At 67.8% G+C, this 12358-nt stretch carries 9 protein-coding genes; 2 read left to right on the forward strand and 7 right to left on the reverse strand.

The annotated features are described in order from the left end of the window. The first annotated feature begins 27 nt into the window (after window positions 1-27). Window positions 28-1890, forward strand: a complete 1863-nt coding sequence (gene ilvD / locus CAL26_RS00855; RefSeq protein WP_094845072.1) for a dihydroxy-acid dehydratase — start codon at window positions 28-30, stop codon at window positions 1888-1890. A gap of 24 nt (window positions 1891-1914) precedes the next feature. Here the strand turns inward: ilvD and CAL26_RS00860 are convergent, their stop codons facing one another. The 7 genes from CAL26_RS00860 to CAL26_RS00890 all read right to left on the reverse strand — a co-directional run bounded on the left by CAL26_RS00860 (window position 1915) and on the right by CAL26_RS00890 (window position 11973). After that, a complete protein-coding gene (locus tag CAL26_RS00860; protein WP_094845073.1) occupies window positions 1915-3096 on the reverse strand; it encodes an MFS transporter in 1182 nt (393 codons plus the stop codon). A 150-nt stretch (window positions 3097-3246) separates the two neighbouring features. After that, window positions 3247-4584: an NAD(P)H-dependent oxidoreductase gene (locus tag CAL26_RS00865; protein ID WP_094845074.1), complete on the reverse strand. Its 1338-nt coding sequence runs from the start codon at window positions 4582-4584 to the stop codon at window positions 3247-3249. 99 nt (window positions 4585-4683) lie between these two features. After that, on the reverse strand, window positions 4684-5244 hold the full coding sequence (locus tag CAL26_RS00870; RefSeq protein WP_094845075.1) for a 5'-3'-deoxyribonucleotidase: 561 nt from the start codon (window positions 5242-5244) through the stop codon (window positions 4684-4686). Window positions 5245-5313: 69 nt separating this feature from the next. Continuing rightward, window positions 5314-5871, reverse strand: coding sequence for an RNA 2',3'-cyclic phosphodiesterase (gene thpR, locus CAL26_RS00875; RefSeq protein WP_094845076.1), 558 nt, complete (start codon window positions 5869-5871; stop codon window positions 5314-5316). Between the two features lie 42 nt (window positions 5872-5913). Beyond that, window positions 5914-7512, reverse strand: a complete 1599-nt coding sequence (locus tag CAL26_RS00880) for an efflux transporter outer membrane subunit (protein ID WP_094845951.1) — start codon at window positions 7510-7512, stop codon at window positions 5914-5916. Window positions 7513-7522: 10 nt separating this feature from the next. Next, window positions 7523-10744: an efflux RND transporter permease subunit gene (locus tag CAL26_RS00885; RefSeq protein ID WP_094845077.1), complete on the reverse strand. Its 3222-nt coding sequence runs from the start codon at window positions 10742-10744 to the stop codon at window positions 7523-7525. Window positions 10745-10767: 23 nt separating this feature from the next. Then, complete coding sequence (locus CAL26_RS00890) at window positions 10768-11973, reverse strand: efflux RND transporter periplasmic adaptor subunit (RefSeq protein ID WP_086062935.1); 1206 nt, start codon at window positions 11971-11973, stop codon at window positions 10768-10770. On the opposite strand from CAL26_RS00890, the gene CAL26_RS00895 reads away from it, so the two are divergent. Continuing rightward, entirely contained in the window at window positions 11972-12289 is a 318-nt protein-coding gene (locus tag CAL26_RS00895) for a hypothetical protein (RefSeq protein ID WP_094845078.1), read from the forward strand. The two genes, CAL26_RS00890 and CAL26_RS00895, sit on opposite strands and share 2 nt — an antisense overlap. Window positions 12290-12358: the final 69 nt, after the last annotated feature.

The raw sequence follows: 12358 nt of genomic DNA on the forward strand, positions 1-12358 counted from the left end.
AAACCCCGCGCTTTCCGAGACAACGCCATGCCGCAATACCGTTCCCGCACATCCACCCACGGCCGCAACATGGCCGGCGCCCGCGCCCTGTGGCGCGCCACCGGCATGAAGGACGGCGATTTCGGCAAACCCATCGTCGCGGTGGTGAATTCCTTCACGCAGTTCGTGCCCGGCCACGTGCATCTGCGCGACCTGGGCGCGCTGGTCGCCAGCCAGATCGAGGCCGCCGGCGCGATCGCCAAGGAATTCAACACCATCGCGGTGGACGACGGTATCGCGATGGGGCACGACGGCATGCTGTATTCGCTGCCTTCGCGCGAATTGATCGCCGACTCCGTGGAATACATGGTCAACGCCCATTGCGCGGACGCCATGGTGTGCATCTCGAACTGCGACAAGATCACCCCGGGAATGCTGATGGCCGCCATGCGCCTGAACATCCCGGTCGTGTTCGTGTCGGGCGGCCCGATGGAAGCGGGCAAGATCACGTCGCCCACCGACGGCAAGGTCATCGCCAAGATCGACCTGATCGACGCCATGGTCAAGGCGGCCGATCCCAAGATGTCCGACGCCGACGTGGCCGAATACGAACGCAGCGCCTGCCCGACCTGCGGCTCCTGTTCCGGCATGTTCACCGCCAATTCGATGAACTGCCTGACCGAGGCGCTGGGCCTGTCCCTGCCGGGCAACGGCACCATCGTCGCCACGCACGCCTGGCGCAAGGGGCTGTTCGAGGAAGCCGGCCGCCTGGTCGTCGATCTGTGCCGCCGCTACTACGAGCAGGACGACGCATCCGTCCTGCCGCGCAACATCGCCACCCGCGCCGCCTTTGAAAACGCCATGACGCTGGACGTCGCCATGGGCGGATCGACCAACACCGTGCTGCACCTGCTGGCGGCGGTGCAGGAAGCCGGCGTGGATTTCACGATGGAAGACATCGACCGCATTTCCCGCCGCACGCCCTGCCTGTGCAAGGCCGCGCCCGCGACCGACAAATACCACATCGAAGACATCCATCGCGCCGGCGGCGTGATCGGCATCCTGGGCGAGCTCGCGCGCGCCAACCTGCTGGACCTGTCGGTGGGCAACGTCCACAGCGGCACGCTGGGCAAGGCGCTGGAAAAATGGGACGTCGCGGGCGGCGCCGGCGAAGAGGCCCGCAAGTTCTACCGTGCCGCCCCCGGCGGCGTGCCCACCCAGGTCGCCTTCAGCCAGGAAGCCACCTATCTGACGCTGGACCTGGATCGCAGCAGCGGCGGCATCCGCGACCTGGCCCACGCCTACTCCAAGGACGGCGGGCTGGCGGTGCTGTACGGCAACCTGGCGGAAAAGGGATGCATCGTGAAAACGGCCGGCGTCGATGAAAGCCAGCTGATGTTCCAGGGCCGCGCGCGCGTGTTCGAAAGCCAGGACGCGGCGGTCGACGCCATCCTGGGCGACCAGGTCGTGGCCGGCGACGTCGTGGTGATCCGCTACGAAGGCCCCAAGGGCGGTCCGGGCATGCAGGAAATGCTGTATCCCACGTCCTACCTGAAGTCCAAGGGCCTGGGCAAGACCTGCGCGCTGTTCACCGATGGCCGGTTCTCCGGCGGATCGTCGGGGCTGGTGATCGGCCATGCATCGCCGGAAGCCGCCGAAGGCGGCACGATCGGCCTGGTGCGCGATGGCGATGCGATCCAGATCGACATCCCCAACCGCCGCATCCACCTGGAAGTCGGCGCCGCCGAGCTGGCCGCGCGCCGCCAGGAAATGGAGGCCCGCGGCGACAAGGCATGGCAGCCGGGCGAACGCCAGCGCGTGGTTTCGACTGCGCTGCAGGCCTATGCCGCGCTGGCCACTTCCGCCGATCGCGGCGCGGTGCGTGACCTGAGCCAGCTGAAACGGCGTTGATGGCGGGGCGTCAGCCCGCCGCCATCACGCGCATTCCGAGGCCGGCCCGGCGGCGGGCCGCGCTTCGCGGCGATCCAGCCGCCAACTGAACAATGCCACCAGCAAGCCGGCCGCCGTCATCAGGCTGGCGACCCAGGGCAGGGCCGCCAGGCCCGGCCCGTGGTCTATCGTCAGGCCGCCGACCCAGGCACCGGCGGCATTGCCCAGGTTGAATGCCGCGATGTTGAAGGCCGACGCCAGGTTCGGCGCGGCCGCGGCTTTTTCCAACACCCGCATCTGCAGGGGCGGCACGGTCGCGAAGCCCGCGGCGCCCAGCAATCCCACCGTGATCGCCGCCGCCACCTGGGCGTGGGCGGTGAAGGTGAAGACCGCTTGCAGCACCGCCAGGATCAGCAGCGTGCCGACCAGCGTGGGCATCAGCCGCCGATCGGCGAACTTTCCGCCCAGCGTGTTGCCGATGACCAGCCCGACGCCGAACAGCAGCAGGATGGGCGACACGGCCTTGTCGGAAAAGCCCGCCAGCTGCGTCAGGATGGGAGCGATGTAGGTGAAGGCCGCGAACACGCCGCCGAAACCCAGCACCGTCATCAGGAATCCCAGCAGCACCTGGGGCTGCACCAGCGTGCGCAGCTCCTGCCCGAAATGGGCCTGCTGGTCGTCGCGGCTGCGCGGCACCAGCAGCGCGATGGCGGCCATGGCGACGATGCCCACGGCGGTCACCGCCCAGAAGGTGCTGCGCCAGCCGAAATGCTGTCCCAGCCAGGTGCCCAGGGGCACGCCCATGACGTTGGCCAGCGTCAGGCCGGTGAACATCAAGGCGATCGCCGATGCCTTCTTGTCCGCCGACACCAGCCCGGTGGCCACCACCGATCCGATGCCGAAGAAAGCGCCGTGCGCGAACGACGTCAACACGCGCGCCGCCATCAGCATGCCGTAGTTCGGCGCCAGCGCACAGGCCAGGTTGCCCACGGTGAACAGCAGCATCAGGCCCAGCAGCACGGTCTTGCGCTGCAGCCTGGACATCAGCGGCGTCACGATGGGCGCGCCGACGAACACGCCCAGCGCGTAGCCGGTCACCAGCAGCCCGGCCGTCGACAGGCCGACGTGCAGGTCGGCCGAGAGTTCGGGCAACAGCCCCATGATGACGAATTCGGTGGTCCCGATGCCGAAGGCACCGGCGGCAAGCGCCCACAAGGCGATAGGCATGGCAGCGTTCCGCGGTTGGATGGAAAGCGCGTATTGTGCGCGTTCGCCATCCGCGGAAACACCCCGCGCGCGACAAAGGACTTATACGCGCAAGGCAAAAATCCCCTGAGGAAATCCCCTAAGGAATCCCCCTAAGGAATCCCCTGGGATTCAGAGATAACCCTGCTCCATTTCGCGCCGGAACTGCAGGGCGTCGTAGCCGTCTCCGTATTCGACGTCCGACCATTTCAGCGCCTGCGTGGCCCGCACGGGGTTCTTCAGCTTGACGTTGTGCGCCAGCCCCAGGGGCAGGTAGCCGCCCTCCACGGAGTCGCGCGCCGGCATCAGCCGGCCGTAGACCGTATAGCCGCCTTCGCCGTCCAGCACCTGGCCGGGCTTCATCTCGCGCTTGGCCGTGGCCACGACATCGCCGTGCCAGCCGGTGGGCGCGCCCGTGGGTTCGCGCCGCAGCGCGACGTTGGCCACGCTGATGCCCAGTTCCATGCCCATCAGGTGATAGGGCTTGTACATCGCCGAATAGTTGCCCGTGGGATCGGTCACCACGCCATATTCCTTGAAGCACCGGCGCACGTAATCGCTGTCGGCGGCGATCACCACGTAGACGCCCCAGCGCAGGTCGCGGTAGACCGGACGGCCATCGCGTTCAAGGGAAGAAACGACTTCCACCTGGCCACGGTGATGCAGGGTGCCGCCGTCGTCGCGCGGCCGCAGCACGCGGGCCAGGTCGTCGACGCCGCAAGGCGGGAAATGCAGGCCGGACGGCGCCGGCAGCAGTCCGGTGGAATTCGATACCGCGGCCATTTCGATGGCGCTCTTGGTGCCGTCCAGGAAGCTGTTGAACATCTGCGCGTTGAAGTCGCCGGCGGCCACCATTTCCGGCGTGAAGCCGTAATACGGCCACACCGTGTCCGGCGTGGAGGTGTGGAAGGCCGGCAGATACTTGGTGCCTTTGCCGGCGGCGATCACTTCGAAGCCGCTGGCGCGCGCCCAGTCGACCATTTCGCAGATCAGCGCCGGCTGGTCGCCATAGGCCAGCGAATACACGATGCCCGCCTCGCGCGCGCGGCGCGCCAGCAGCGGGCCGGCCAGGGCGTCGGCTTCCACATTGACCATGATGATGTGCTTGCCGTGTTCGCAGCAGGCCAGTCCATGGCGGATGCCGGCCGCCGCGCTGCCGCAGGCGTCGATGACGACGTCGATCTCGGGATGCGCGATGATGGCCAGCGCGTCTTCGGCGCAATACACGCTGCCGCTGCGGCACGCTTCGCCGATGGACGCGGCCTGCAGGGCGGCGGCGGGCCAGCCCACCTTGGTCAGCGCGGCCCGGGCGGACGCCGGCTTCAGGTCGGCGACGGCGACCAGGCGCATGCCCGGAGTGCGATGCGCCTGGCTCAGGAACATGGAGCCGAACTTGCCCGCGCCGATCAAGGCGATGCGTATGGGCTTGCCGTCGGCTTCCCGTTGCTTGAGCATGCGGTACAGGTTCATCCTGGTCTCCTGTCGCTCCCGTTGGCGATCCACTCAGCTTACCCCAGCCGGCCTGCTTCGTTGCGGTCGTCGCCGCCGATGCAGGACGCAAGCATGAGGCTAGCCGTCCGCCCGATACAGTTCGCCGCCCAGCACATTGCGCCAGTCGGCCCAGGTCAACCGGGGCTTGTCGGTGACGTGGCGGTTGTAGGGGGCGTCATAGACGATATGGCGCCAGCGCGGACGTACGGCGCCCTCGATGGCCGGGCGATCATCGATCAGGATGTCGCCCTGCACCAGGGTCTTGTCGCGGGTCAGGATCAGCCTTTCGGTCCAGGACCGGCCCAGATGGCGTTCGATCCACTGGTACTTTTCGGCGACGCAGTTTTCGTACTGCCGCAGGGGCGAGCTGCAGATGCGCACGTCCATGCCCAGCTCGCTCAGCTCGCGGACCGCTTCCAGCGCGCCCGGGACGGGCGGCAGGCCGCGGATGAAGCCGGGCGCGGTGTAGAGGGCCTCGGCCAGGGGCCGTAGTTCGGGCGGGTAGTCCTCCAGGATGTGGAAGGACCGGCGATCCTGGAATGCCACCGGGGGGATGTCGGGATGGGCCTGGCGCCAGGCCTCCAGAAAGGCGTTCTCGAAATCGGCGAGCACGCCGTCTTGATCGATCAGGATGAGCATGGGTGGGGCCGGTGCGGCGGCGGGCGCCGCAGGGTGGACGGAAGTCGGATATTGTGCCCCACGGGCGCGCTAGATCCGCGTCGACGCGACAACACGGTACCTGGCGGCGCCGTCCTGCACGGACGCCACCAGGACGTAGCGGTCGTAGCGCCATTCGATGGGCGGCGGCGTCGCGTCCGGCAATACGCTCGTGTCGGCGTTGCGCAGCAGCGTGACATGCGGACGAAAACGCGTCTCGGGGCGTGCCGGATGCAAGGGCGCGACCCACTCCCACAAGCGCCCGTGTTCCAGCGCGAGCCGCGCCGCGCCGTCGTCGGCGGCGGCGGCGTCCTCGCCGTTGCCCGGGCCGGCCCAGACGATGCGGGGCCGCTGAAACGCCCCGAAGCGGTCCAGCACGACCGCGCCCGGCTCGATGCGGCGCGTCTCGGTTTCACGGGCCAGCCGCTGCAGCAGTTCCGGGGCGGTTTCACCCAGGAAGCCGAGCGTCAGATGGAGGGTATCCGGCCGCATGATGCGCCCGCCGCAGCGTGCGTGGGCACGCGCCGCCCAGTCGTTCAGCGCGCGCACCGTCGCCGGGTCGGGCCACAGCGCGAAGAAAAGCCGGACTGAAGATGAAGGAAGCGTCATGGCAAACCGGGAGCATGGGAATGCCCCAGTTTGCCATTCGCCTCAACGCTGCGCCACGGGCTGGCCCGCCGGCGTGCCGGAAGGCGCCGCATCCGCCGCCGCGTTGGCCGGCGCATTGGTAGGCGCCTTGGTAGGCGAATTCGCCGGTGATGCGGCCGCCTGTTGCGCCTGCACGCTATCCGATCCCCAGCCGCCGCCCAGCGCGCGGATCAGGTTGACCGTGGAGCGCGCGCGTTCGCCGTCCAGCTGCACCGACACGCGCTGCTGCGTCAGCACCGTACGGTCGGAATCGATCACGTCCAGATAGCTGATCGACCCTTCCTTGTATTGCGTGTGCGACAGCTGCGCGGCACGTGCCGACGACTGCACCGCGCGATCCTGCGCCTGGGTCTGCTCGCCCAGGATGCGCAGGTTCGCCAGGTTGTCCTCGACTTCGCGGAAGGCGCCCAGCACCGTCTGCCGGTAGTTGGCGACGTCTTCCTCGTAGACCGCGCGGGCGCGGTCCAGGCCGGCCTGCCGGCGCCCGGCGTCGAAGATGGGCAGGCTCAGCATCGCGCCCGTCAGCGGCCCCAGCAGGAATGTGCGGCTCGACCATTCGAACAGGTTGCCCAGTTCCGACGACTCGTAGCCCGCGTAGCCGGTGATGTTCAACTGCGGGAAGAACGCCGCGCGGGCCGCACCGATGCGGTCGTTGGCCGCGGCCATGGCGCGTTCTGCGGCGGTGATGTCGGGGCGGCGCTCCAGCAGCGACGACGGCAGGCCCGGCGGCACGTCGATGGCGATGCGCGTCAGCGGGTTGGCCGGCAGCGCGAATTCCGCCGGCGCCTTGCCCAGCAGCACGGCGAGCGCATGTTCGGACTGCGCGCGGCGGCGATCGATGCCCAGCGCTTCGGATTGGGCGGATGCCAGTTCCGAACGGGCGCGCGCCACGTCCAGTTCGCTGATGTCGCCCGCGTTGTAGCGGCGTTCCACCAGGTCCAGCGTCTGCTGGCGCAGTTCCAGCGTGCGGTCGTAGATCTTCCGCTCCGCATCCAGCTCGCGGACGATGAAATAGTTTTCCGCGACGTCGGCCTGCAGGGCCAGGTGCACGGAGCGCAGCAAGGCCTCGCTTTGCTGCGCGTCGGCCGTGGCCGCATCGACGGTGGACGAGACGCGGCCGAACAGGTCCGCCTCGTACGACACGCCCAACTGGCCGCGCCACAGCGTGGCGCTGGTCGCGGGGCCGTCATCCGGGAAGCCTTGCGAGGCCGGCGATGCGCGCTGGCGCGTCGGGCCGAAGTTGGCAGTGACTTCCGGGAACAGGCCGGAACGCGTCTGCCGTTGCAGCGCGCGCGCCTGCGTCAGCCGCGCGGCGGCGGCCTTCAGGTTCTGGTTGGCGTCGGCGGCCTGGCTTTCCAGGGCGTTCAGCGTCTCATCGTTGAACACTTTCCACCATTCGCCGCGCAGCACGGCCTCGGACGGCTGCGCGGCTTTCCATTGCCCGGCCTGGTCGGCCGGCAGTGCTTCCTTGAAGGCCGCCGTCACGGGCGCCGCGGGACGCTGGTAATCCGGCGTCAGCGAGCAGCCCGCCAGTATCGTCGCCGTCAGTATCGACAGGGCGAAGCGGTTCAGGGTTTTTGTGCGGGACTTCATGTCTGTCATCCAGTTCGATTTATTCGGCGCCCGGCACCGGTTGATGGCCGTGGGCCGGGGCGGATGCATGCGGTGCGGTCGCCGGCGCTTCATGCTTGCCGGCAGAGTGCAGCGGCGCCGGGAACAGCTTGCGCAGCGTCACGTAGAAGACCGGCGTCAGGAACAGGCCGAACAGCGTCACCCCCAGCATGCCGAAGAACACCGCGATACCCATGGCATGGCGCATTTCGGAACCCGCGCCGGACGAGAACACCAGCGGCACCACACCCATGATGAAGGCGATCGACGTCATCAGGATGGGGCGCAGACGCAGGCGGCAGGCTTCCACCGCGGCATCGAAGGCGCTGCGGCCCTGCATTTCCAGTTCACGGGCGAATTCCACGATAAGGATGGCGTTCTTGCATGCCAGCCCCACCAGCACCATCAGGCCGATCTGCGTGAAGATGTTGTTGTCGCCGCGTGTCAGCCACACGCCCGCCAGCGCCGCCAGGATGCTCATGGGCACGATCAGGATCACCGCCAGCGGCAAGGTCAGGCTTTCGTACATGGCGGCCAGCACCAGGAACACCAGCAGCACGCTGATGGGGAACACCCAGATGCCCGCATTGCCGGCCAGGATCTGCTGGTAGGTCAGGTCGGTCCATTCGAACTTGATGCCGCGCGGCAGGGTTTCCGCCGCGATGCGTTCCGCCGCTTCCTTGGCCTGGTCGGACGAATAGCCCGGCGCCGGACCGCCGTTGATGTCGGCGGCCGTGTAGCCGTTGTAGCGGACCACCATTTCGGGCCCGTAGGTCTGCGTCACGCGCACCAGCGACGACAGCGGCACCATGTCCCCGGCGGCGTTGCGGGTCTTCAGCAGGCCGATGTCCTCGGCGCGGGCGCGGAACGGCGCATCCGCCTGGGCACGCACCTGGAATACGCGGCCGAACCGGTTGAAGTCGTTCACGTACAGCGAGCCCAGGTAGATCTGCATGGTGTCGAACACGTCGGTCACCCGCACGCCCAATTGCTTGGCCTTGACGCGGTCCAGGTCGACGTCCAGCTGCGGCACGTTGATCTGGTAGTTCGAGAACGACGGTCCCAGCTCGGGCGCCTTGGCGGCGGCCGCGACGAAGGCCTGCGTGGCGCGATCCAGGGCTTCATAGCCCAGCGCGCCGCGGTCCTCGATCTGCAGCTTGAAGCCACCCAGCGTGCCCAGGCCCATCACGGGCGGGGGCGGGAATACGGCGATGAAGGCGTCCTTCACTCCGCCGAACTTCTGGTTCAGGGACGCGGCGATCTTGTCGGCGGGCAGGCCGGCGGCAACGCGCTCCTCGAACGGCTTGAGCGTCACGAACACGATGCCGGCGCTGGAACTGTTGGTGAAGCCGTTGATCGAAAGGCCGGGGAAGGACACGGCATGGTCGACGCCCGGTTCCTTCATGGCGATGTCGCCCATGCGGCGGATCACGTCTTCCGTGCGGTCCAGCGACGCGCCGGTCGGCAACTGGGCGAAGCCCACCAGGTATTGCTTGTCCTGCGCGGGCACGAAACCGCCGGGCACGATGTACGAGATGCCCACGGTGCCGGCCAGCAGGATGGCGTACACCACCAGGCTGACGGACTTGCGCTTCATGACGCCGCCGACATTGCTGGAATAGCCTTCCGACGCGCGATTGAACGCACGGTTGAACCAGGCGAAGAAACGGCCCAGCACCTTGTTCATCGCCCGCGTCAGCCAGTCGGGCTTGGCGTCATGGCCTTTCAGCAGCAGGGCGGCCAGGGCCGGCGACAGCGTCAGCGAGTTGAAGGCCGAGATCACGGTCGAGATCGTGATCGTCATGGCGAACTGCTTGTAGAACTGCCCCGTCAGGCCGGTCATGAAGGCCAGCGGAACGAACACCGCGGCCAGCGTCGCGGCGATGGCGATGATGGGCCCGCTGACCTCGCGCATGGCCCGATAGGTGGCCTCGCGCGGCGATAAGCCGGCGGCGATGTTCCGCTCGACGTTTTCCACCACCACGATGGCGTCGTCCACCACGATACCGATGGCCAGCACCATGCCGAACAGCGACAGGGCGTTGATCGAATAGCCGAAGGCCAGCAGCAGCGAGAATGTCCCGATGATGGAAACCGGCACGGCCAGCAGCGGGATCAGCGACGCGCGCCAGGTCTGCAGGAACACGATCACCACGATCACGACCAGGGCGATGGCTTCGAGCAGGGTATGCACCACCGCTTCGATACTGGCCCGCACGAACTGCGTGGGGTCGTACACCACGTCGTACTTCACCGACGGCGGGAAGTCGGCCGACAGTTCCTTCATGGCGGCGCGCACCTGCGCGGACACGTCCAGCGCGTTGGCGCCCGGCGCCTGCATGATGCCCAGCGCGACGGCGGGCTTGTTGTCCAGCAGGGAACGCAAGCCGTATTCGGCGGCATCCAGCTCGACGCGCGCCACGTCCGACAGGCGCACCACGCCGCCATCCGGCGAGGTCTTCAGGATGATGTTCTTGAACTCCTCTTCGCTGGCCAGCCGGCCCTGCGTGTTGACGTTCAACTGCAGGGGCACGTTGGACATCGTGGGCGACTGGCCGATCACGCCGGCCGCCACCTGCACGTTCTGCTCGCGGATCGCGTTGACCACGTCGGTGGCCGTCATGCCCAGTTGCGCCACCTTCTGCGGATCCAGCCAGATGCGCATGGAATAGTCGCCCGAGCCCCACAGCTGCACGTCGCCCACGCCGGTGATGCGCGACAGCCGGTCCTTGACGTTCAGCACCGCGTAGTTGCGCAGGTACGTCATGTCATAGCGGTTGTCCGGCGAGATCAGGTGCACGACCAGCGTCAGCGTGGGCGAGCTCTTGGCGGTGGTCACGCCCAGGCGCTGCACGTCGTCGGGCAGGCGCGGGAGCGCCTGCGACACGCGGTTCTGCACCAGCTGCTGCGCCTTGTCCGGGTCCACGCCCAGCTTGAAGTAGACCGTCAGCGTCATGTTGCCGTCGCTGTTGGCCTGCGCCTGCATGTACAGCATGTTCTCGACGCCGTTGATCTGCTCTTCCAGCGGCGCGGCCACGGTTTCGGCGATCACCTTCGGGTTCGCGCCGGGATATTGCGCGTGCACCACCACGGATGGCGGCACGACTTCCGGATACTCGGATATCGGCAGCTGGAACATGGCCAGTATCCCGGCCAGCAGTACCAGCACCGACAGCACGCCCGCGAAGATCGGGCGGTCGATGAAGAATTTGGATATGTTCATGACGCTCTCGAAAGCGAATCAGGTCAGGCGGGGTCGGCGGGCGTCTTGGTCTGGCTGGTACGCATCGCGGACTCCAGTCCCGCCATCGGCACGACGGTGGGCGCGACGGCATCGCCGGGACGCACGCGCTGCAGGCCGTTGACGACGATGTGTTCGCCCGGCTTCAGGCCGGCGGTGATGACGCGCAGGCCGTCCTGCGACGCGCCCAGCTGCACCTCGCGGTACTGCACGTGGTTCTGGCCGTCCACCACCATGACGAAGCGCTTGCTCTGGTCGGTGCCCAGCGCGCGTTCGTCGATCAGGATGGCGTTGTGCGGGTTGCCGCCGCCCAGGCGGATGCGGGCATACAGCCCGGGCACCAGGGTGCCGTCGCCGTTTTCGAAGGTGGCGCGCACGCGGATCGTGCCGGAGCCGGTGTCCAGCCGGTTGTCGACGTACTGGACGTTGCCGCGGCGCGAATAGCCGTCTTCATTGGCCAGGCCCATGAACACCGGCACCGGCGCGCCCTTGCCCGTGCGCGCCGGGTTGACGTACTTCAGGAAGCTCTGTTCGTCGACGTCGAAGGACGCGTACATGGGATCCACGGACACCAGCGTCGTCAGCGGCGTGGACGCCGCGCCGGCGGCGACCAGGTTGCCCACCGTCACTTCGGCGCGCGAGACGCGGCCCGACACGGGCGCCACGATGTGCGTGTAGCCCAGGTTCAGGCGGGCGATTTCCAGCGCCGCCTGGGCCGCCTTCAGGTTGGCGGCGGCTTCGCGCGCATCGTTCTGCTTCTGTTCGAAGTCGCGGCGGGCGATGGCGTTGTCGGCGATCAGCCTCTGCGCCCGGGCCTGCTCGGACGACGTATAGGCCACGCGGGCCTTGGCGCCGGCCAGGTTGGCTTCCGCGCGGTCGACCTCGGCCTGGTAGGGCAGGGGGTCGATGGTGAAGAGCTCGTCGCCCTTGCGCACCAGGCTGCCGTCCTTGAAGTGCACGGCCACCAGGGTGCCGGACACGCGCGGGCGGATTTCCACGCGGTCGACGGCTTCCAGGCGTCCGGAATAGCTCTGCCAGTCCGTGATGGAGCGTTCCACGACCTCGGCGACGTCCACGGGCGCCGCGGGCGGGGCGCCGGCCGCCGTGGCGGTGTTGGTCCCATGGCCCCGGACCAGGACGATACCGCCGGCGATGGCGATGACAACGGCGAAGGTGGCCGCCAATGCGTAGCGACTGCGCAACACAGACATGTGGATCCTCTTTCTTAGGGATACGGCGGACGTGGCGAACGAATCCCCGGTGCGCGACGGCGGCGCGGATCACGGAAACCGGGCTGGCGATGCCCGGTTGGCGGCTGGTGCCGCCCTGACGCTGGTTTTTATCGTTGTCCACGCCTGGGCGTGGCTTGCCGGCCGGCCGGTCCTTGGCGAAAACCGGTCTGGCGCGGCGCGCGTCCGTGACGGAGGGCTGGGGAAGCGGGCCGCCGGGGAGCCGGCGGCCGGTCTGGCCAATTCCACCGAATTAATCGGAATGACGGCATTCTGGCTGTTTTGTCTGGCCGAATAAATATCTATACTCGAACAACTCTATTCGGCGAGTTCGAACAATTATTTGTTCATAATGCCGTCACACCAG

It is taken from the genome of Bordetella genomosp. 9 (genome assembly GCF_002261425.1).
Lineage (GTDB): Bacteria > Pseudomonadota > Gammaproteobacteria > Burkholderiales > Burkholderiaceae_B > Bordetella_C.